Below are 23294 nucleotides of genomic sequence, written 5' to 3' on the forward strand. Positions count from 1 at the left end.
AATGGGATTTATTTGGGGATAAATTTAGAAAAAAGTGATTTTATTGGTTTACTTTATTTATGAATGATTTTTTAATCCGATAGCGCGGATTTGCAATCCGTGCCCGCAAAGATTGGACACAATATAAGTTAAGAAGGATATGCTTTGTGGGCACGGATTGCAAATCCGCGCTAACGTTGTGCTATTATGGTTGTAAATCAAATAAATTCAATTTACATTTGATTTAATTATGATCGAAAAAATCTTAACCGACTACATCACATTTATCAGAAGCTTCGAAGCTTTATTAAAAGATAAATACCAAAAAGACATAAATCCATGTTCGTTTTCAATTACTTTCTTTGAAAGATTAGGTTCAATTAACGGTATTGAATATTATTTTCATGGAAGTGGATGCACCGTCAAAAAAGATGGAATTATTTATACTTATGATATTTCAATAAATGAAATTACTTTCACACAATGGGATCTTACAGAGCTTATTAGAACTCATCCAGAATATCAGAAACTAAATTATAGTGAAGATTACATCGAGTATGAACTTTACCAACTTATAAATAAAGGAATTTTAGAATGGTTGACTTTCGAAAGAATTGAAGGAAAAGCTTTTGGATGTGTTTTTAAATGTTATAGAGTTGTTCAGGAATCGTTTTTTCTTCAATGAACCTTCTTATGAAACCAAGTGCCCTAGCCCTGATGGAAGCGGCATCCTTTTGTGGTGGGGTTCACCACAAAAGATATAGCGGACAGCAGGAATAGCTTCTGAAAAATATCTTATTTGATTGGCCACCCAAATTTTAAAATATGTTGTATAAAGTCTTCGGCTTCTTTGTTGGTTTCGATTACATAATCATATAAAGAAAAATCAACACTGGGTTCTTTTGTAACGGTTGCAAATTTGATGTTTTCATTTGAAAATTCGATTGCTAATTTATGTTCGAAATTTTCTGGAAAACAATCAATTTCATAAATCTGAAATTCGTTGAAGGCTTCGTAAAAGGTTATTTGTGAGCCAAATATGGTTTTTAAGTAATCCTTGAAGTTTTCTACATTTATTTCTCCTGTATTAGAACGATCTTTTGATGCATTTTCTTGTTTTTTGTCAAATACAAAATCAGAGAAAAGTAATGCAGATAAGATAATATTTAGAGACCAGACAGAACAGATAAATGAAAATCCATAATAATAAAGGTCATAGTCTTTTTTTATATAGGTTATGCTAAAACCTGCGATGAAAATTAAAATGGTTATAAAACTTATGCTAGCAGTAGGTTTTAGATTAAAGCATAGTCTTAAAGTGATTAACTGAATGGATAGATAGATAATTAAGACTGCAAGAAAAGCAAAGACCTCAATTCCGAAACTGAATATGAGCATTGCGAAATAAAAGAGACAAAATGCTAATCCTATGAAAAAGAATATAATAGTCATAGCTAGAAAATTGCGAATGAATTTTCTATAAAAACAACAATGAAAAATGCCTAAAAAAACGCAATAAATTACATACGAATTAATAAATGACCTATTTGTTATTTTGTTCTCAAGATAAGAGGTTCCAAAAAATAAGAGCAGGTTTAGTAGAATTCCAAACAAAATAAAAAAAGAAATTCTTTTGAATAATTTGTCTGTTTGAATGTCGAAAAAATGATCTCCCATTTAGATGTTTTTGAATTTGAAGATAATATTACGAATAAAATAAATAAGTAAAAAAATCTTTGACATTCTAAATCTTTGAATATCTATTTCGACACAAATCCGCACTATCGTTACTAGTGTCAATTGAATGTAAATTCCAAATTCCAACTCCAAAAACAATCACAAAAAAACCTTGGAACCTTAGAACCTCAGAACCTAAAAAAATAAGTATTTTTGTGAAATCATATTCAGAAAAAATGTTACTACTTAACGATTTAGAGCAATTAGCCAGCGAACTCGAAGGCACACTTTTATACGATGATCTTCATAAAACACTTTATTCGACAGATGCGTCGGTGTATCGGATTCGGCCAAATGCAGTGGCTTTGCCTAAATCTACGGCCGATATTAGCAAGTTAATTCGCTTTGCGGGAGAACATAATATTTCGATTACGCCAAGAACAGCAGGAACTTCACTTGCGGGACAAGCAGTAGGAGACGGACTTGTGGTAGATGTTTCGAAACATTTTACCAAAATATTAGGTTACGATGCTGAGAAAAAAACGGTTACGGTTCAGCCTGGCGTAATTCGCGATGAATTGAATTTATTTTTGAAACCTTACGGAGTATTTTTTGCTCCAATTACATCAACTTCAAACCGCGCCATGATTGGCGGAATGGTAGGAAATAATTCGTCTGGAACCACTTCGATTCGTTATGGCGTTACGCGCGATAAAATTGCTGAGGTAAAAGCGATTTTGAGTGACGGAACTGAAGTGGCTTTTGGCGAATTGACTTCGGCCGAATTTATAGAGAAAACCAAAGGCGATACTTTAGAAAATAAAATTTACAAAACGATTTACGACGAGCTTACTATAAAAGAAGCTCAGGAAGAAATTATAAAAGAGTTTCCGAAACCAGAAATTCACAGACGAAATACAGGTTATGCAGTTGATATTCTGTTAAAATCAGAATTATTTGGCGGAATTGAACCTACAATAAATCTAGGGAAACTGCTTTGCGGAAGTGAAGGAACTTTGGCCTTTACAACCGAAATTACTTTAAAAGTTGACGATTTGCCGCCACCTCACAGTATTATGGTTGTGGCGCATTATCATACGATTCAGGAATCTTTGGAATCTGTTGTCGTAGCAATGAAACATCATTTATACACTTGCGAAATGATCGACGACACGATTTTGGATTGTACCAAAACCAATCGTGAACATATTAAAAATCGTTTCTTTTTGGTTGGCGAACCAAAAGCGATTATGCTTTTTGAAGTGGCTTCGCATAATCTTGAAGATGCAGAAAATCAAGCAAACGCTTTAATTGCCGATTTAGAGAAACATAATTTTGGATATGCTAGCGTTAAATTATTTGGAGCTGATATTGACAAAGCCAATGAATTGAGAAAAGCGGGTCTTGGACTTTTAGGAAGTATTGTAGGCGACGACAAAGCAGCCGATTCGATTGAAGATACAGCGGTAGAATTAAGCGATTTGCCAGCTTATATTGCGGAGTTTTCTGCAATGATGTTGCGTCACGGACAGGAAGCGATTTATTATGCGCATGCGGGTGCGGGAGAATTGCACTTGCGTCCGGTTTTGAATTTGAAGAAAACGGAAGATCTAAAATTATTTAGAACCATAGCGACAGAAGTAGCGCATTTGGTAAAAAAATATAGAGGCTCGTTAAGCGGTGAACACGGCGACGGAATTGTGCGCGGAGAGTTTATTCCGTTTATGATTGGTGATAAAAATTACGAATTGCTGAAAAGAATCAAATTGGCGTTTGACCCGAATTCGGTTTTAAATATCGGGAAGATTGTTAACGCCTTGAAAATGGACGAAAATCATCGTGTAGTTTCGGGTAGAGTAGAACCAGATATTAAAACGTTTCAGGATTTTTCAGATAGTTTGGGGATTTTGCGTGCAGCTGAAAAATGCAACGGTTCTGGCGATTGTAGAAAAATGCCATCGGCAGGCGGAGCGATGTGTCCAAGTTATCGTGCGACTAGAAACGAGAAAGAAACAACTCGTGCAAGAGCAAACGCTTTACGCGAATATTTGACCTATTCTGAAAAAGAAAACAAATTTGACCAGAAAGAATTATATGAAGTTTTTGAGTTGTGTGTAAGCTGTAAAGCGTGCGCGAGCGAATGTCCGAGTAATGTTGACGTTGCCACTCTAAAAGCCGAATTTTTGTATCAATATCAAAAAGCAAACGGTTTCTCGACTAGAAATAAGATTTTTGCCAACAATGCAAAATTGAACAAAATGGGAAGCAAATTCCCTGCGATTACGAATTTTATTTCGAATCAGTCTTTGGTAAAAAAAACAGTGGGAATTGCGCCAGAAAGACAAGTTCCGTTATTGGCGAAAAAGACTTTTAGAAAATGGTATCAAAACAATAAACCTGCTTTATCAGATTTTCCAAATGGGAAATTGTATCTGTTTGTGGATGAATTTACGAATTACTATGATGTAAATATCGGAATTGATGCTTTTGAATTATTGACGAAATTAGGTTATCAGGTTTTGGTTGTAGATCATGAAGAAAGTGGTAGAACGTATCTTTCAAAAGGATTTTTGGAAGAAGCTAAAAAGATCACGGATATCAATGTCAATATTTTCAAGGATTTAATTTCAAGCAATACGCCTTTAATCGGAATTGAACCTTCGGCGATTTTGACTTTTAGGGATGAATATTTGCGATTGGCATCGGATAAAGAAAATGCAGAACGTATTTCGCAAAATGCTTTTACGATTGAAGAATTCTTCAAAAAAGAAATCATAGACGGTAAAATCACTTCGGATTCATTCTCAGAAGAAACCAAAGAAATTAAAATTCACGGACATTGCCACCAGAAATCTTTGAGTTCGGTTGAAGCGACTTTTGCGATGCTGAATCTTCCTAAAAATAACACAGTTACAATTTACAATTCGGGCTGTTGCGGAATGGCGGGTTCGTTTGGATACGAAAAAGAACATTATCAGGTAAGTATGCAAATGGGAGAGGATACGCTTTTCCCAAAAGTGCGTAATACGTCTGAAAACGTAAAAATCGCCGCTGCAGGAACGAGCTGTCGTCATCAAATTTATGACGGAACAAAACGCGAGGCGCAACATCCGGTTAGTATTTTGAGAAACTGTTTGCGTTGAGAAATGGCACGCTGATGAAACGGATTCACTTCGTGAAAACGCGGATTAATACGGATTTTTTATTTTACGTTTAGCCACAGATTATTAAGATTAGAATGATTTTGTTTCGCGCAGATTTGGCAGATTGAGCAGATTTAATTTAGATTTTTATTAAAAAATAATCTGCGAACATCAGCTTAAATCTTTTTAAATCTGCGTGAAATAAATATTTAAAAAAAATCTGTGTTAATCATTTTAATCTGTGGCAGAAAAAAATAATTCGAGAAATTAGCGTAATTCGTGGCAAAAAAAACTTCATCGAAAACAAAATCGTTTTATATATTTGAAATCAAGATAATTTTTGCATTATTTGCAAAATAAAACAAAAAGAATTGAATTAAATTAATTTATAACAGTAAAACATTATATGGCATTTTCAAGTTTATTCCGAAAGAAAACAGTACAGGATATTCTGAAGCAGGTTGCACAGAACGAAACAGACGGTCATAATGCCTTAGGGAAACATTTGACAACTAGGGATTTAACGGCTTTTGGAATAGCGGCGATTGTTGGAGCGGGAATTTTTAGTACCATCGGAAAAGCCAGTGCAGATGGTGGTCCAGCTGTAATTTTCTTATTCTTATTTACTGCTTTGGCGTGTAGTTTTGCTGCTTTTGCTTACGCAGAATTTGCTTCTATGGTTCCAGTTTCAGGAAGTGCTTACACGTACTCTTATGTAGCTTTTGGAGAATTAATTGCCTGGATTATCGGTTGGGCTTTGATCATGGAATATGCCGTTGGAAATATAACCGTTGCCATATCGTGGAGTGATTATTTTACGGGACTTCTCCAGAGTGGCGGAATTCATTTGCCGCAATGGATTCAGATGGATTACTTAACTGCTTCAAACGGATTTAAAGATGCCGAAGCTTTAATGCGTGGCGGAAAATCATTCGAAAATTTAAGTGTTGCTTTACAACAGGCTCATACAGCATGGGCGACAGCTCCAACAATAGGATCTTTTCATTTTGTTACTGATATACCAGCTTTATTTATTATTATTTTGATTACAGCTTTGGTTTACAGAGGAATGAAAGAATCTCGTAATGCTAGTAACTTAATGGTTGTGGTAAAACTTTGCGTGGTTCTTTTAGTTATTGCAGTTGGTGTTTTTTATGTAGATACAGCAAACTGGGATCCGTTTGCGCCAAATGGTGTTAGTGGTGTTTTAAAAGGAGTTTCGGCTGTATTCTTTGCTTATATTGGTTTTGATGCTATTTCAACAACTGCTGAAGAATGTAAAAATCCTCAGAGAGATTTACCACGTGGCATGATGTGGGCCATTATTATTTGTACACTTTTATACATTGCTATTGCTTTAGTTTTAACAGGAATGGTACAGTATCACGAATTGAATGTGGGCGATCCCCTTGCATTTGTATTCGATAAATTAGACTTGAAATGGATGTCTGGAATTATTGCTGTGAGTGCAGTAGTGGCTATGGCGAGCGTTTTATTGGTTTTCCAAATGGGACAGCCACGTATCTGGATGAGTATGAGCCGTGATGGTTTATTGCCAAAGAAATTCTCTACTGTTCACCCAAAATTCAAAACACCTTCTTTCGCTACAATCGTAACAGGATTCGTAGTAGCAATTCCAGCTTTATTTTTGAATTTAACAATGGTAACCGATTTATGTAGTATCGGGACTTTATTTGCCTTTGTATTGGTTTGCGCAGGAGTTTTAGTATTGCAGAATAAACCTGAAATTCCGAGAGGGAAATTTAAAACACCTTATATCAATTCAAAATTCATTTTGCCAGTATTAATGATTGCGGGATTGTATTATGCTTTTGCTTTCAACAACAAAGCGACAATGGCGTTTATCAATAACGATCCTCAGATTTATGATGCAACTTCAATTGTTACTTCTTTAGATAAATCAGAATCTGAGCAGGTTTTTAAATATTTGGAAAGTATAGAAGTAAACAATAAAACAGCCGAAACCTCAGATTTAGAACATTTATTAGGACAATATCAAGATGATGAAGCCAAATATGTTGAGGTGGTAAAAGGCCTTCCAATTGCTGATTCTGCAAAATATGAATCAGGATTTAGCTTATTCAAACACAAAATTCCGATGTGGATATTCTTGTTTGTTTTAGTTGGATTAGCTGTTTGGGCTTTTAGAAAAAATCTGTCTTTAATTCCGCTTTTAGGATTAATCTGCTGTCTTTATATGATGGCCGAATTAAGCGTTTGGAACTGGATTTATTTTACAATTTGGTTAATTATTGGGTTGCTGATTTACTTTACTTACAGTAGAAAAAACAGTAAGCTGAATACTATTTAGAAGTTTTTTTAAAGACTTAGACATTTATTTCTACACTTAATATTAAAATCATTTGAAAAATATCTCGAATAAAAAACTATTCTCAATATTTGCCGTCCTGTTAATATTAGATATAATTGGATTGATTTTCCAAACACAAAAAACTGGAGCTTATAATTTAAATGGTAGTTATAGTGAAGCTAATAGTGTTGGATTAATTGTAAGTGTTTTGTTCGGAATTGTAATTTCTTTTCCTTTACTTTTTGCTTTTATAGCTGCTGTAATTGCACTTTTTATGAATAAAGTGCTTTCATACAAAAAAAGATTTATTAGAATATTCTTGTTTATTTTAGTTATTTTCTATGCACTCTTTTTGGTTCGAATTTTGTTAAATTTTATTTGAGAAAAGTTGAAAATTATATATAAAAGCCGTTCTGAGTACTTCAGAACGGCTTTTTGCATTTTTAATATTTCATAGAAATATTCCTATGTTTTAAAAACGCTTTTCCTTAAGTTTGTTTCTAGTGAAATTTTAAATTTAATTAGTAATACATGGGTTTTCTAGATAAAATATTGGGCAAAAAAGAAGCGCCAATACAATCTTATAGTGATTTCTGGAATTGGTTTTCAGGAAATGAAAAAGCGTTTTTTAAAACCGTTCAAAGCGGAGAAAATATACACCAAGGTTTTTTTGATAAACTAGCTCCAAAACTGGATGAGATTCACGAAGGAATCTATTTTCTTACTGGAATGTTTGATGATCAGACAGCTGAATTAGTTTTAACGCCAGATGGAGCAATTAGAAACATTTACGCAATTGAAGAATTAGTTGCTAACGCTCCTAAAATTGAAGGCTGGAAATTTACAGCTCTCAAACCAGCCTCAGATATCAACAATATAGGTATTACGTATCAGGATTTTGAGTTCAGTAAAGAAAACCTGAAATTTTATCCTCGCATTCATGAGGGGTATCCAGACGAAATAGATCTGGTAATTGTTTATGATCACTTTGTTGAAGAGAAAAAGTCTAATATAGCTAACGGAGTGTATATTTTTCTAGATAATTATTTGGGAGAACTGCATTCTGTAACTTTAATTGATAATTTGGTTGTTACAGGTCCAGAAAATGTTTCTGAAGAATTAATTCCGATAGAAAAATTAAAAGATTATTTAATTTGGAGAGAGAAGGAATTTGTTGAGAAATACGAAGGGACACGACATCATACAGAGAATGACAGTTATGCCAATTTTGAAGGTAAAAAGCAAGATGGTTCAATCGTTTTGGCTTTGATCAATACCACAATTATTGAGTGGGATAAAAAAGCGTCTCATCCTTGGGTTTTTATACTAGGAATTCCTTTTGATGACTGTGACAACGGCGGATTGCCAGATGAAAAGACATACAAGCTGTTAGAGGAAATCGAAGAAGAAATCATCTATAGTTTGCCGGATTCTGAAGGTTATTTAAATATCGGAAGAGAAACCGCAAACAATAAAAGAGAAATCTTTTTTGCTTGCAAGGACTTTAGAAAACCTGCCAAAATTGCTGACGAGTTAATTAAAAAATACAATGGTGTTTTTGAAATAAGTTACGAAATTTATAAAGACAAATACTGGCAGTCGTTTAGACATTTTGAGCCGAGATAAATTGCAAAAGCCGTTCTGGAATTATTCAGAACGGCTTTTTTATTGAAATAATAATTTAATAGATTTATTTTTTTACAATCTTTTGCATTGTTTCTGCACCATTTTCTAAACGGATGGTAATAAAATATAATCCAGAGCTTAGACGGCTTACATCAATACTGCTTGTATTCGATTTCCCTTCCTGAACAATACTTCCTTGTGCAGAAATAATAGTGTAATTGCTTATTGCAACAGTTGAATTTACAAGAAGTGTCTGATCTACCGGATTAGGGTATAAACGAACAGCATAGGTTTCCTGCGCTTCTTCTTTAGTAGCTACATTAATTGCCGTTTTTGCTGTACTTGCTCCCCATGTGTACGAGTAGCCATCAGTTTTACTTAATAGATCTGCAGTTTGATTTGCAGAACCGCTAGAACCATTGTTGAAAATAAGATTGATTGATGTTGGTCCAGTGATGGTGTATTTGTAAAAACCGTTTGTATCAGATGTCATTGTTACACCTGGCCAAGTAGCATTAGCGACACTTCCTGACGGAACAGCATTCCAATAATATACTTTTGGAGCAGTAGTCCAAGTTGTTGGAGGTTTAAAATATACTGTAAGTGTTGGAACTACAGTAAAAGTGTAAGTTTCTGTTTTTACAGCTGATGAAACTCCAGATGTATTGACAACAAAAGCCTTTAAAGTTGTATTAGTGGTAAAAGCAAAAGATTTACTGCCAATTGCCGATGCAGAGCTTGTAGTAGGAGTTGTACCGTCTAAAGTATAATATAGAGTAGAAGAAGTTTCGTTTGCGGTTAAAACAACATTGACAGTGGTTCCAGTTGCAAATGTTCCTCCTGGTTTAGAATTCGTAAAATCTGGAGCAATAACAGGACATCTGTTTGCAGGTTCTGCACTTAGCCAGCCAGAATCGTAATATTTAATTCCTGCTGTAGTACTTAAATCTCCAGTTTTTAGGTTTCCATCATTAAATAATAAATTTGAAGCACTTACTGTTGACGGAAAAGTATATTTATACCAATCTCCACAATCTTGCGTCATAGCAACTCCTGGATAAGTTACTGCGGGGGCAGTTCCTGTTGGCGACCAATAATAAATTTTAACTGAAGAACTCCAATTGGATGGTTTCTTAAAATATACCGTAAAAGCAGCAGGAGTACTAAAAGTATAGGTTTCTGTTTTTATGGCAGAACTAACTCCCGCAGCATTCTTGACAAAAGCTTTAAGTGTCGTTGTACTAGTTATTGTAATTGCTTTTGAACCCACCGCAGAAGCAGAAGCTGTAGTGGGATTTGTTCCATCAATAGTATAATAAATTACAGAAGTGCTTTCGTTTGCTGTTAAAGTCAGATTTAAAGTGGTTCCTGTAGTGAAATTTCCACCTGCTTGCGAGAATGTGAAATCTGGTGCAACAGAAGGGCATCTGTTTGCTGGTTCAGCGCTTAACCAACCGTTATCATAAAATTTGATTCCACCAGTTGAACTTAAATCGCCTGTTTTTAGTGAACCATCATTAAACAATAAATTTGAAGCGCTTACTGTCGATGGGAACGTATATTTATACCAATCCCCACAATCTTGAGTCATTGCAACTCCAGGATAAGTTACCGCAGGAGCTGTTCCCGTTGGTGACCAATAATAAATTTTTACAGCAGAGTTCCAGTTAGATGGTTTTTTGAAATAAACCGTAAATTCTGGAAGTGCTCCAATAGTATATGTTTTGGTTACAATATCAGATTGATTGCCATCTTTGTCAACAGCAAAAGCTTTAATCGTTGTAGTTTGCGTAATGTTGATTGTTTTTGTCGACTCCACAACTGGTGAAGCTGTCGTTGGAGTAGAACCGTCAATAGTGTAATATAATTTTGGTTTAGGATCTGTGCTGTCTGTTGCTGTAATAGTTACATCTATAGCTGTAGTCGAATTTCCAGCGTCTGGTGTAAAAGCAATTTTTGGCGCAACATCAAGGTTTTTCCCAACCCAAACGTGTTGAATTTTAGATTTAGTGGTATTTCCTTTTTTATCAGTCACTTCTACATAGTAGTCTAATAATTTTTCTGATATTCCTGCAATTTCAGCAGAATATTGATTTGCAATTACATCTGGAAGCATGTATAAATCAGCTTGCGGATTATTGGTAACATTTCCTTTCGGAAAAACTCTTTCTGCCATAGACAATGTTATCCAGCTTCCTACTTCGCCTCCGCCAGCATAAGTTTCATTTTGATTGGAATTCAGATTGTTTTTTCCGTCAACATCAATTCTATATTTTAATTCTGCCCTTTCAATTCCGCTCACATCATAAGCAAAAGTATATACGGTAAAATCGGCAGAGTTTAAGAAATCTTTGTACGCATAAGGCGCTCCATATCCTTTTTCACCAGGATTATAAGGCCAGCGCTGCGGAATAAAAACAGATGGTTTTGTTGCATCAACTCCTGGATGTGCATCTAAAGTAGGTTTTGCAAATTGCACGCATCTATTAACAGCAAGAGTGGTTTTAATTTCTAAATCTTCAGCTAGCCCATAATAAGCATTTCCACTGTCATAGCCAGCCATTAAAAAGTGCCATGCTTTTTCAGCTGGACTTACTGCAGAGGTCGGATTTACAATTTCGCTCATTCTAAGATTATTGCCTTCCAATTGTTCAGCCATAATTGCGTGGTTTTCTCCAGCAGTTGTTATCGCTTGATTCATCATATCTTCAGTCCAGCCATTTGGATTGAATTTTTTGGTAACTGGATCAAAGAAAGGCCAAAGCCAATTGGTGAACTGCGGATGTCCAAAATCTCCATCTGCGTTTACCCACGCGCCGTCTTCAACGTGTACAACCGCCGATTCTGGAACAGGATTGTCATATAAATATTGTGGAATTGTAGTTGCAATGTTTCCATTAGCAGACGATGCATGAGAAAATCCCGTCACCGATTCGTTGTAATAAGACGATCCACCGCCCCAAGCATTATCACCATCATGAGCAAATAATACCAGTGGAGGTCGAGGTGAAGTCGATGCTTTTGCCACAATTGGAGCAATTAATGAAGTGCCTATTGTAGCATATCCATCTTCGTAACTTTCATAATCAGCCATTGGAACTACAGTAATCTTATATTCTTGAGCAGTTTCAGGATCAACATATTTGGCTTTATAGGGAAGATAAGAATAAGGTACGGCAAACTGTCCGCCACGGGCATCTTTTTGCGCAGAGAACCAAGTTCCTCCAAGAGTTTCTACCTGATCTGCCTTATTTGGAAGATCACACATGCTTCCGCCAGAGCCATATTTTATAGGGTAGTCGGCCAAAGTTCTTGATAGATGACTGTTGGCGATTACAGACCATTCAATACCGCATTCAGCTAAAGTTTTTATAATTCTTTCAGAAAAAGCACATTCAGCAGGCCAATATCCTTTAGAATCATGAGTTCCAAATAATTGAGCGCTATAATATTGATGCGCTTTTATTTCTTTCTTCAAAGCCTCGTCGCTTAACAAAGGAGAAAGCGCATGATGCATTGTAAAAGAAACTACTTCCATTCGAGAAAATCCGCCAGAAGTTTTCCAAGCTTTTGCGTCTTTGATATTCTGTGTCCAAGAATTCGAATAGCCCCATTGATTTGCTTGTGCCAATTCATTAACGTTTTCCATCAAAGAGCCACCATAGGTTATTTGTGCGCCAGCTTTGCTTAAATCACGAATAGAATTAATAGCATTTTTTGGTGCAAATTGATAAGCGGCAACCCGATCGCCTGCTCCAAAAATTTCTTCAAGATTGTTTGTTGGGTGAGCCAATCCGTTTTTGTCGTTATTGGCACCTGAGACTTTTAAGTCTTGAGATTCTTTTACGATTTGGTATCGATTTGGATTTTTCTTACTTATATCTCCCCAATAAGTCGGTTGATGCAGATGCCATAAGTAAGAAGTATGCACCTGTGCTTGCAGAAAAGCAAGGGGAATGCACAAGGCATAAAACAAGAGTAGGTTTTTCTTCATAATTTTAGTTTAGTTGGTTAAATGGTTAAATTTCTGATAAAAGTATATTTTATTAACACTTAAAATACCTAATGATTTGAAATTCAATTACTACAACGTTTTAGTGTTTAAAACTTTTTTAGAAATAATGAGTTAAAAAACATTAATCGTAAAATTTGTTATTTTTTAATATGAAATTGATATTTATAAATTTTAAATGATTGTAAATGAGTGTTTTTAGCAAATAAAAAAATCCGCTCAGAGAAAATCTCCAGCGGATCCAAAACAATCTAAAAAAAATGTGCAAATTTATTAATAGAGTGATGTTTCTTTTTTTAAGATTCCAAGCTCTTTCATACAAGCCTTCATCATTTCATAAGTACGTTGGATATCATTATCTAAGCCAATAGAGAAACGAATTAAGCCATCTGTTAATCCCATTTCTTTCTGTTCTTCTAACGGAATCTCACTAGAAGTCGAAGTTCCAGGCGCACTGAACAATGTTTTATAAAAACCTAAGCTTACTGCTAGATATCCTAAGTTTCGTTCTTGCATTAATTCCATTAGTTCATTGGCTTTTTGCAAAGAACCTACGTCAATTGTCAGCATTCCGCCAAAACCATATTCTGGATTAATCATCGTTTTATATAATTCATGACTCGGGTGACTTTTCAATCCCGGATAAACCGTTTTTAAACCGTCTTTTTCAAACTGATCCGCCAAATAATGTGCATTATGGCTGTGCTGTTTAATTCTAATATGAAGTGTTCGAAGGTTTTTCATCACACTTGCAGAACGCAAACTGTCCATTGTTGGACCTAAAAGCATGCTTGCTCCAGAATTTACATTTTTCAGAGAATTGATAAATTCTTTAGAAGCGCAAGTTACACCGCCAACCGTATCGCTACTTCCGTTAATGTATTTTGTCAAACTATGAATCACGATATCAGCACCCAATTTTGCAGGAGAAACCGATAATGGCGAAAACGTATTATCGACAACTAATTTTAAATTGTGCTTTTTAGCAATTTCTGCCAAGCCAGCAATATTGGCAACTTCCAAAAGAGGGTTACTAACCGTTTCGCAATACAAAACTTTAGTTTTAGGAGTAATCGCAGCTTCAACAACATTCAATTTTGTAATATCAACAAAACTTGTTTCAATTCCGAATCTTGGTGTAAAGTTTTTCAAGAAAGCATAAGTTCCGCCATAAATCGTTCGGCTCGAAACGATATGATCGCCCGCACCGCACAATTGCAATAAAGTAGGCGTAATCGCTCCCATTCCCGAAGCCGAAACGTTTGCTGTTTCCGTTCCTTCCATCGCCGCCAAAGCCTGATCTAAGTATAAATTGCTTGGAGATGAATGACGCGAATATAAATAACAGCCTTCCATATTGCCTTCAAAAGTATCAAACATGGTTTTAGCCGAAAGAAAAGTATAAGTCGAAGAATCAGAAATCGACGGATTTACACCGCCAAATTCACCAAAATATTGCAAATCTTGAATTTTATCTGCTGGGTTGAAGTTTTTCATTATAGTTAGTTTCAAGTTTTTATTTGTTTCAAGTTTTTTGAGCCTTGTATTGATTTTTAGAAGCTATTTCCTGCTTTCCGTTTCAAGTCCTCATAAAAAATGCAAAGTTTCTAATGTTCTAAAAAGAGCTTCCGTTGGTCGCTTTTTTAGAACAAGAAACTTATGCCTTTTTTACTCCGGGCTTTCCACTTCAATCAGGGCTAGGACACTCGTTTTCAAAAGAAATTCTATCCAAAATAAGGTTTAATAAGAAAATTAATCAACTATAAAATGAAAAATTAGATTTTAAAACTATAAAAATATATTTGTACTGATTTTTAATCTAAATTTGATGTAAAAAGCACAGTTGAATAGATTTTCTTTCTTTTGTGATAAACTATCAACCATCAACCAAAAACCATCAACTAAAAATGACTTTAGACGCTACAGATAAAAAGCTTCTGGTTTTACTTCAAACCGATAGTAAAAAAACAACCAAAGAATTATCCTTAAAACTTGATCTTTCGGTTACAGCAGTTTACGAACGAATTAAAAAGTTAGAACGCGAAGGCATAATAAAAAACTATGTAGCCTTAGTCGATAAATCTAAAATTGAAAAAGGATTTGTGGTTTTCTGCCACCTAAAACTGATTCAACACACAAAAGAATTTCTAACCAAATTTGAAAGCGAAGTCGTCAAACTCAATGAAGTTTTAGAATGTCATCATGTAAGCGGTGATTACGATTATATTCTAAAAGTTCTGGTAAAAGATATGGAAGCGTATAGAGAATTTTTAGTCACAAAACTGACTTCACTGCAACATATCGGAAGTACGCAAAGTATGTTCATGATTAGTGAAGTGAAGAATTCTACAGTGATTTCTTTCTAAGATGCTAAGGTTCTAAGTTTTTTAATCTCGCAAAGACGCAGAGTCGCAAAGTATTTATAAGTTGCCTCCAGCTTCAGCTGGAGGATTTATATTTAGATAGAAAAGGGCTTTAGCCAAATCTACTACAGTTTGGCTAAAGCCCTTTTAGTGTTGACAATATTTACCATCCAGCTAAAGCTGGACGCTATTCATTCTTGCACGAGTAAAAACTTTGCGACTCTGCGTCTTTGCGAGACTAAAAACAAAACTTAGCAATCCTTATACGATCTTAACTTCTTCAAGATTAAAACAGGCTAATATTTCACACAAAAAACATTGAAAATTAAACCTCAAACAGAACTTTATTGCTTAATTTTGTAACCGCTAAAATAAAAACAAAATACTATGAGTTCATTTGACGTAGTCATTATAGGTTCAGGTCCTGGAGGATATGTATCAGCAATTCGTTGCGCACAATTAGGTTTCAAAACTGCAATTGTAGAAAAATATAATTCATTAGGCGGAACTTGCCTTAACGTAGGTTGTATTCCTTCAAAAGCATTATTATCTTCTTCTCATCATTATTCAGAAATCGCTCATTTTGCAGATCACGGAATCGAAGTTTCTGGAGATGTAAAAATCAATTTAGAGAAAATGATCGCACGCAAACAAGCTGTTGTAGATCAAACTGTAGGTGGAATTAACTACCTAATGGATAAAAATAAAATTACTGTTTTCAATGGTTTAGGTTCATTCGTAGACGCAACTCACATTGCTGTTGCAAAAGCTGACGGAACTTCTGAAACTATCGAAGCAAAATATACTGTAATTGCTACAGGATCAAAACCATCTTCTTTGCCATTTATCAAAATTGACAAAGAAAGAATCATCACTTCTACTGAAGCGTTGGCTTTAAAAGAAGTTCCAAAACATTTAGTTATCATCGGTGGTGGTGTTATCGGAATCGAGCTTGGACAAGTTTACCTTCGTTTAGGAGCTCAGGTTTCTGTAGTTGAATTCATGGACAGAATCATTCCTGGAATGGACGGAGCTCTTTCTAAAGAATTGACTAAAGTATTGAAAAAACAAGGAATGAAATTTTACGTTTCTCACAAAGTAAAATCGGTTGAAAGAAACGGTGATGCTGTTGTAGTTCAGGCTGAAAATGCAAAAGGAGAAACTATTACATTAGAAGGAGATTATTCATTAGTTTCTGTTGGTCGTCGTCCTTATACAGACGGATTAAACGCTGACAAAGCTGGAGTTAAAATTTCAGATAGAGGTCAAGTTGAAGTAAACGACCATTTACAAACTAGTACTCCAAATATTTATGCAATTGGTGACGTTGTTCGTGGAGCGATGTTAGCACACAAAGCAGAGGAGGAAGGAGTAATGGTTGCTGAAATTTTAGCTGGTCAAAAACCACATATCGATTATAACTTAATTCCTGGTGTAGTTTACACTTGGCCAGAAGTTGCTGCAGTTGGACAAACTGAGGAGCAATTGAAAGCTGCTGGAGTAAAATACAAATCTGGAAGTTTCCCATTCAAAGCTTTAGGACGTGCAAGAGCAAGTGCTGACTTAGACGGATTCGTAAAAATCTTGGCTGATGAGAAAACAGATGAGGTTTTAGGTGTTCACATGATTGGTGCTCGTACAGCAGATTTAATTGCTGAAGCAGTTACTGCAATGGAATTCAAAGCTTCTGCTGAGGATATTTCAAGAATGAGCCACGCGCATCCAACTTTCGCGGAAGCGGTAAAAGAAGCGGCATTGGCAGCGACAGAAAATAGAGCTTTACACGTATAATTTACGTTCAAAGATATTTAAACCGTCTCGTTAAAAAACGAGACGGTTTTTTTATGCTTTGTATAATATAATAATCAAAAATAATTTTGTAAATTAGATGTGTATTTCAGGTGCTATCTTTATGATAATTAAAAAGATAGGATTATGAAAACGAAATATGTAGTACCGGTTTTGATCGGAGCAGGAATTGGACTCGCGCTGTACTCATGCGGAGGCGGAATTCCCAAAAATGCACAAGCTGTTGCAAACTTTGACAGCAAAAAATATCTCGGAAAATGGTATGAAATTGCCAGATTGGATTACAAATGGGAAAAAGATCTCAATAATGTAACGGCCGAGTATTCTTTAAATGAAGATAAAACAATAAAAGTCGATAATAAGGGCTATAATGTCAAAAAAGACAAATGGGAACAAAGTGTCGGGAAAGCTAGATTTGTCAAAAAAGACAACATTGGTATGCTGAAAGTCTCATTTTTTGGTCCTTTTTATTCTGGTTACAATGTCGTAGCAATCGATTCTGATTACAAATACGCACTTGTGGCTGGTGAAAGCTTAAAATATATGTGGATACTTTCTAGAGAAAAAACAATTCCGGAAAGTGTAAAAGCAGATTTTCTTATCAAAGCTCAGGAAATCGGATATATAGTAACCGATTTGGTTTGGGTAAAACACGATAAGGTAAATTAAAAATAAAAAGTCCGTCAGATAACATTGACGGACTTTTTTATTTCGATTTGAAAAATACTTATGCAGTAAAAACACTTTTATAATTATCCCAGTATCTGTAAATCAAGAATAGGTTTCCTAGAAAAAGAAGAGCTGCAATTGGCAGACCATCTGGAGTAAGGAAATAATTGATAAACAAAATATTTACCGTAATCGGTAAGATCAAGATGTTTGCTAAAGTTACATAACGCCCAGATACAAATGCAATACCACACAATAACTCGATAGATTTTGCCATTGGCATTAAATACGTCGAAGCCATTAAACCTACATTAAATGCTTTAAAATTCCCTGTAGTTTCAGGCTCAGGCATTAGGTGGAAAAAATAACTGATAGAGGCGAACAGTAGCAAAAGGCCAATTAAAACGCGGACAATAATTGTGGCAATTTTCATAATACTTAGGATTTTTTTAAGGTTAAAAAATTAATTAAGTTATTGGAAGAAATGCAATCTAAAAGCCTAAAAGAGAATCACAAATTAACTTTTTTTGAGGTTCTTTTTTAAGGATTCTATAATCAAATCAATACTGTTTTTGGATTAATCTAATTGTATATCAAATATAACGAATTTTTTCTTATAAAATGAATGTCTTTTTAACAGTTTTGCAATGTAATCCAAATCATTTTGAATATTTTTTTGTTTTCTTCTAATGAAATAATTTTGTCGTAATTTTGACCTTTAAAATTACCATTTTTGAGAGTTTCCATCCATAAAAATATTGCCAATCCGAGACTGTTTAAGGAACAGCTTTTAAGTTGGGCGCAGCAATTTCGCGAAGTCGTTTTTCTAGACAGTAATTCTTATCCGCAGCAGTATTCAAGTTTTGACTGCATTTTGGCAGTTGATGCTTTTACCTCTTTAAAAACAGATTATTATAATGCTTTTGAAGATTTAAAACAATATCAGCAAAACACAAAAGACTGGCTTTTTGGATATCTTTCTTATGATTTAAAGAACGATATTGAAAATCTTCAGTCTAATAATTTTGATGGTTTACATTTTCCCGATTTGTTTTTCTTTCAGCCTAAAAAGGTTTTTATACTAAAAGGAAATGAACTCGAAATTCAGTATTTAATGCTTTGCGATGATGAGCTTGAAGAAGATTTTAATGAGATAATCGAAAGTCAAAAGTCAAAAGGCGAAAGTCAAGAAACGATAATCATACAGCAACGCATTTCGAAAGAATTGTATGTTGAAAAAGTGAATCAAATGCTCCATCATATTCATATTGGGGATATGTACGAAGCCAATTTCTGTATGGAATTTTATGCTGAAAATGCCGTTATAAATCCATTAGAAAAGTTTTTGAAACTGAATGAGATTTCGCAAGCGCCTTTTTCGGTTTTCTTTAAAAATTACCAACAATATTTGCTTTCTGCTTCTCCTGAACGCTATTTGAAAAAAGTGGGAGATAAGATTATTTCGCAGCCAATTAAGGGAACTTCAAAACGTTTTGCTGATTTAGCTGAAGACGAAAAATCAAAAAATATTTTAGCCTCTGATGTCAAAGAACGTGCTGAAAATATCATGATAACCGATTTGGTTCGAAATGATTTATCGCATACAGCGCAAAAAGGCTCGGTTGAGGTTGAAGAACTTTGCGGAATTTATTCGTTTTTGCAAGTACATCAGATGATTTCTACGATTACTTCAAAATTAGATCCTAAATATTCGGCAGTGGAGGTTTTGAAAACGACTTTTCCTATGGGGAGCATGACTGGCGCGCCAAAAATTTCAGTAATGGAAATTGTCGAAAAAATAGAAGAAACCAAAAGAGGATTATATAGCGGTGCGGTTGGTTATTTTACGCCTGAAGGCGATTTTGATTTTAATGTCGTAATCAGAAGCATTTTATATAGTCAGGAAAATAAATATGTTTCTTTTTCGGTTGGAAGTGCTATAACATCACTTTCAATTCCAGAAAAAGAATATGAAGAATGTTTATTGAAAGCAAAAGCAATGCACGAAGTTTTGCAGTAATTTTTTTTTCGCCACGAATTCACGAATTATTTTTAATCATGACGCATATTTTTTCGCCTCAGATTAAAAAAGATTTACGCAGATTTTTTAAATCCTTTTTAATCCTTTAATCTGTGGCTATTAGTTGAAGAAAATAATTTGTGGAAATTTGTGGTAAAAAAAAATATGCGCCATGAGCATAAAAAAATAATTCGTGAATTCGTGGCAGAAAAACAATGCTTAACATTTCGTTTAAAAATAGATCAAATTTAATTTTTTACTTTTATCAGATGTTTTTAAAATTTCAAAATCATATCGTATCCAGATTTCCGTTTTTAGCCGAAAAAAAGCTTTTTCTGGCTGTAAGTGGAGGTTTAGACAGTATGGTTTTGTTACATTTAATGAATCAATTACCTTATGAAATTGCCGTTTTACATTGCAATTTCCAACTTCGCGGACTAGAAAGTTTTGGAGATCAGGAATTTATTCAGAACTATTGCGATCAGAATAATATCCTGATTTTTACCACTCATTTTGATACAGAAGCTTTTGCTAAAGATTATAAACTCTCTACGCAAGTTGCGGCAAGGGAACTTCGTTATAGTTGGTTTTATGAATTATTAGAAGAAAAAAACTTCGATTATATTCTAACGGCACATCATGCCGATGATAATCTGGAAACTTTTATCATCAACTTAACTCGCGGAACAGGTCTAGAAGGCTTAACCGGAATTCCTGAGCAAAACGATAAAATTATTCGTCCGTTGCTTCCTTTTTCAAGAGAAGAAATTTTGAAATATGCAGAAGAAAATAAGATAGAATGGAGAGAAGATAGCAGTAATGCATCGACAAAATATCTCAGAAATAAAATCCGCCATAATTTGGTTCCTGTTTTAAAAGAAATCAACCCGAATTTTTTGGATGCTTTTCAGAAAACACAATCTTTTCTTCAAGAATCAAAAGAAATGGTTGAAGATGCATCGATTATGGTGTATCAGCAAGTAGCAAAAGAAGAAGGAGATGATATTCATTTCGATTTAAATCAGCTAAAAAAACTCCCTAATTATAAATCGTATTTGTATCAATGGCTGAAAGAATTTGGTTTTTCGGCTTGGAATGATATTTATGATTTAATAGAAAGCCAATCGGGTAAACAAGTTCTTTCAGAGGAATTTAGATTGTTGAAGAATAGAGAAACACTCATTTTAAGTCCGTTTTTTGAAACATCAGAAAAAGACGAATATGAAATCGGCGAAAGCGATACAGAAGTTAATTTTCCCTTAAAAATGAGTCTTTGTAACGTAGGTCACACAACATTCGGTTCAAATAAAGTTATATTTGTCGATTCTGATAAAATCCGCTATCCTTTGATTTTGCGTAAATGGAAAGAAGGCGATGTTTTTCAGCCTTTTGGAATGCATGGAAAATCGAAAAAAGTAAGCAAGCTTTTTAAAGATGAAAAACTATCCTTGATCGAAAAGGAGAAAACATGGATTTTGTGCTCAGACGATCAAATAGTCTGGGTAGTTGGAATGAGACAGGACGAACGTTTTAAAATAGAAAAAGCCACAAATAAAATACTAAAAATAGAATTACAATAATGAACTTTACTCAAGCCCATCAGTCGATAATTTCGAAAAGTATCTGGAATAAAATAACTGCTTTTTTACTCTTTTTCTTTTTTGCATTAGCAAGTAATGCTCAAATATTAGAACCAGTAAAATGGACTTCTAAAATGGAGAAAAAAGGAGATAAAGTCATTTTGATTTTTGATGGAACGATCGAAAAAGACTGGCATATGTATTCTCAGTTTACACCAGACGGCGGCCCGCTTGCTTTGGAAATTTCGTTTAAAAACCAAAAAGGAAATTACGAGTTGGTTGGAAAAGCCAAAGAAGGTAAAACAAGAACAGCTTTTAATGACGTTTTTGGTGTAGATGAAACTTTCTTTGAAGGAAAAGCACATATTGAACAAGAAATTAAAATCATAAACCCAAATTTAAAAACGGTAGATGTAGAGTTTGATTTTCAGGTTTGTAAAGAAGTTTGTATCAATTCAAATAAAAAATTCTCTATTGCAGTTCCTTCAACTTTTAAAATGGATGAGGTTCCAGTTGTAGCTGAGGCAAAATTAGACGAAACAAAAGTTGCTGGCTTGGCGGTTGATACCGTTAAAAAGGAAGAAGCTGTACAGCAAAAAGTAGAGAAAACAGTAGAAACTGCTAAAGAAGAAATTCCTGCACCGGCACCTGCAAGAAGTTTGTGGTCAATCTTTTTTATTGCCTTTTTATCAGGATTTGCAGCATTGTTAACGCCTTGCGTTTTCCCAATGATTCCAATGACGGTGAGCTTCTTTACAAAACAGAGTAAAAGCCGTGCAAAAGGAATTAGAAACGCGATTATTTACGGATTTTCGATCATTGCAATTTATGTGATTTTAGGTCTTATTGTAACTAAAATATTTGGTGCAGATGCTCTAAATGCTTTATCAACCGATGTTTGGTTTAACCTGATTTTCTTTGTGATTTTGGTCATTTTTGCTACTTCATTTTTGGGAGCTTTCGAAATTATGCTTCCAAATTCATGGGCAAATAAGGCAGATCAGCAAGCAGATAAAGGCGGTTTGATCGGAATATTATTTATGGCTTTGGCTTTGGCAATTGTGTCATTCTCTTGTACAGGACCAATTGTTGGAACCTTATTGGTTGAAGCCGCTTCAAATGGTGGAATTGCTCCAATTGTTGGAATGTTAGGATTCTCTTTGGCATTAGCGCTTCCGTTTATGTTATTTGCAATGTTCCCAGGATGGTTAAACTCTTTACCAAAATCTGGAGGATGGTTAAATACTGTAAAAGTAGTTTTAGGATTTTTAGAGCTGGCGTTGGCATTCAAATTTTTATCAAATGCCGATTTGGTTTTACAATTGCATTTCTTAGAAAGAGAAGTATTTATTGCTATTTGGATTGCCATTTTCGGAGCTTTGACTTTATATTTATTCGGAAAAATTACATTGCCTCACGATAGTCCGACCAATCATATTTCTGTTGGAAGATTGTATTTAGGATTATTGACATTTGTATTTACCATGTATTTAATTCCTGGACTTTGGGGAGCTCCTTTAAAATTAATCAGTGCATTTCCGCCACCTCCGCAATATAGCGAAAGTCCGTTTGGAGTAGGGGGTTCAGGAAACGGAGCGGTTTCTGCAGAATCTATAAAAGGCATGCCGGAAGGAGCAGAATTAGGCCCTCACGGAATTATGGTTTTTCATGATTACGAAGACGGATTAGCGTATGCAAAAGAAATCAATAAGCCAATTATGCTTGATTTTACTGGTTATGCTTGCGTGAACTGTAGAAAAATGGAAAACAACGTTTGGTCTGATCCTTCAGTTTTGCCAATTCTTAAAAATGATGTGGTTTTGATTTCGCTTTATGTTGATGATAAACGTGAATTGCCGAAAGAAGAACAGTTTACAACTGAAGCAGGAGATAAAATCATCACTGTTGGAGATAAATGGACAGATTTTATGATTTCTAAATATAAAACCAACACGCAGCCTTTGTATGTAATTACAGATTTAGAAGGGAATAATTTGAACAGTAAAAAGCCAACAATTAGTTATGTGAGTACAGAAGAATATTTGCAATGGCTAAAAGAAGGAATTTCGAATTTTAAATAAGAG

General features: G+C 34.6%; 15 protein-coding genes. 10 read left to right on the forward strand and 5 right to left on the reverse strand.

The features are described 5' to 3' along the window. The first annotated feature begins 229 nt into the window (after window positions 1–229). Entirely contained in the window at window positions 230–664 is a 435-nt protein-coding gene (locus DM397_RS12075; protein WP_111377776.1) for a DUF6896 domain-containing protein, read from the forward strand. 110 nt (window positions 665–774) lie between these two features. Here the strand turns inward: DM397_RS12075 and DM397_RS12080 are convergent, their stop codons facing one another. Further along, window positions 775–1377 carry a hypothetical protein gene (locus DM397_RS12080; RefSeq protein WP_142479039.1) on the reverse strand — a complete coding sequence of 201 codons (603 nt, stop codon included), beginning with the start codon at window positions 1375–1377 and terminating at the stop codon, window positions 775–777. A 515-nt stretch (window positions 1378–1892) separates the two neighbouring features. Here DM397_RS12080 and DM397_RS12085 point away from each other — a divergent pair. Then, the gene (locus tag DM397_RS12085; protein WP_111377778.1) at window positions 1893–4799 is read left to right on the forward strand and encodes an FAD-binding and (Fe-S)-binding domain-containing protein; all 2907 of its coding nucleotides are present in this window, start codon (window positions 1893–1895) and stop codon (window positions 4797–4799) included. Between the two features lie 406 nt (window positions 4800–5205). Further along, window positions 5206–7131, forward strand: coding sequence for an amino acid permease (locus DM397_RS12090; RefSeq protein WP_111377779.1), 1926 nt, complete (start codon window positions 5206–5208; stop codon window positions 7129–7131). Window positions 7132–7299: 168 nt separating this feature from the next. Here the strand turns inward: DM397_RS12090 and DM397_RS24105 are convergent, their stop codons facing one another. Then, entirely contained in the window at window positions 7300–7428 is a 129-nt protein-coding gene (locus tag DM397_RS24105) for a hypothetical protein (RefSeq protein ID WP_260677849.1), read from the reverse strand. 234 nt (window positions 7429–7662) lie between these two features. On the opposite strand from DM397_RS24105, the gene DM397_RS12100 reads away from it, so the two are divergent. Beyond that, on the forward strand, window positions 7663–8757 hold the full coding sequence (locus DM397_RS12100) for a DUF695 domain-containing protein (RefSeq protein WP_111377781.1): 1095 nt from the start codon (window positions 7663–7665) through the stop codon (window positions 8755–8757). 64 nt (window positions 8758–8821) lie between these two features. Here DM397_RS12100 and DM397_RS12105 read toward each other — a convergent pair whose 3' ends face one another. Together DM397_RS12105 and DM397_RS12110 are read right to left on the reverse strand one after the other, a co-directional pair. Next, window positions 8822–12751 carry a starch-binding protein gene (locus tag DM397_RS12105; protein WP_111377782.1) on the reverse strand — a complete coding sequence of 1310 codons (3930 nt, stop codon included), beginning with the start codon at window positions 12749–12751 and terminating at the stop codon, window positions 8822–8824. Window positions 12752–13042: 291 nt separating this feature from the next. Next, entirely contained in the window at window positions 13043–14266 is a 1224-nt protein-coding gene (locus DM397_RS12110) for an aminotransferase class I/II-fold pyridoxal phosphate-dependent enzyme (RefSeq protein WP_111377783.1), read from the reverse strand. 410 nt (window positions 14267–14676) lie between these two features. Here DM397_RS12110 and DM397_RS12115 point away from each other — a divergent pair, with 410 nt between their 5' ends. From DM397_RS12115 to DM397_RS12125, 3 genes are all read left to right on the forward strand, one after another. Then, window positions 14677–15135, forward strand: coding sequence for an Lrp/AsnC family transcriptional regulator (locus DM397_RS12115; protein WP_111377784.1), 459 nt, complete (start codon window positions 14677–14679; stop codon window positions 15133–15135). 384 nt (window positions 15136–15519) lie between these two features. Beyond that, window positions 15520–16923, forward strand: a complete 1404-nt coding sequence (gene lpdA / locus DM397_RS12120) for a dihydrolipoyl dehydrogenase (protein ID WP_111377785.1) — start codon at window positions 15520–15522, stop codon at window positions 16921–16923. A 144-nt stretch (window positions 16924–17067) separates the two neighbouring features. Next, complete coding sequence (locus tag DM397_RS12125; protein WP_111377786.1) at window positions 17068–17610, forward strand: lipocalin family protein; 543 nt, start codon at window positions 17068–17070, stop codon at window positions 17608–17610. Between the two features lie 58 nt (window positions 17611–17668). On the opposite strand, the gene DM397_RS12130 is transcribed toward DM397_RS12125, so the two are convergent. Beyond that, window positions 17669–18043, reverse strand: a complete 375-nt coding sequence (locus tag DM397_RS12130; protein WP_111377787.1) for a DoxX family membrane protein — start codon at window positions 18041–18043, stop codon at window positions 17669–17671. A 300-nt stretch (window positions 18044–18343) separates the two neighbouring features. On the opposite strand from DM397_RS12130, the gene DM397_RS12135 reads away from it, so the two are divergent. From DM397_RS12135 to DM397_RS12145, 3 genes are all read left to right on the forward strand, one after another. Continuing rightward, window positions 18344–19630, forward strand: coding sequence for an anthranilate synthase component I family protein (locus DM397_RS12135; RefSeq protein WP_111377788.1), 1287 nt, complete (start codon window positions 18344–18346; stop codon window positions 19628–19630). A gap of 269 nt (window positions 19631–19899) precedes the next feature. Continuing rightward, window positions 19900–21210, forward strand: a complete 1311-nt coding sequence (tilS, locus tag DM397_RS12140) for a tRNA lysidine(34) synthetase TilS (protein ID WP_111377990.1) — start codon at window positions 19900–19902, stop codon at window positions 21208–21210. After that, a complete protein-coding gene (locus tag DM397_RS12145) occupies window positions 21210–23291 on the forward strand; it encodes a protein-disulfide reductase DsbD family protein (RefSeq protein WP_111377789.1) in 2082 nt (693 codons plus the stop codon). Before tilS ends, DM397_RS12145 begins: the two co-directional genes overlap by 1 nt. Window positions 23292–23294: the final 3 nt, after the last annotated feature.

This window comes from Flavobacterium nitrogenifigens, assembly GCF_003254565.1.
In the GTDB taxonomy this organism is placed as follows: Bacteria; Bacteroidota; Bacteroidia; order Flavobacteriales; family Flavobacteriaceae; genus Flavobacterium; species Flavobacterium nitrogenifigens.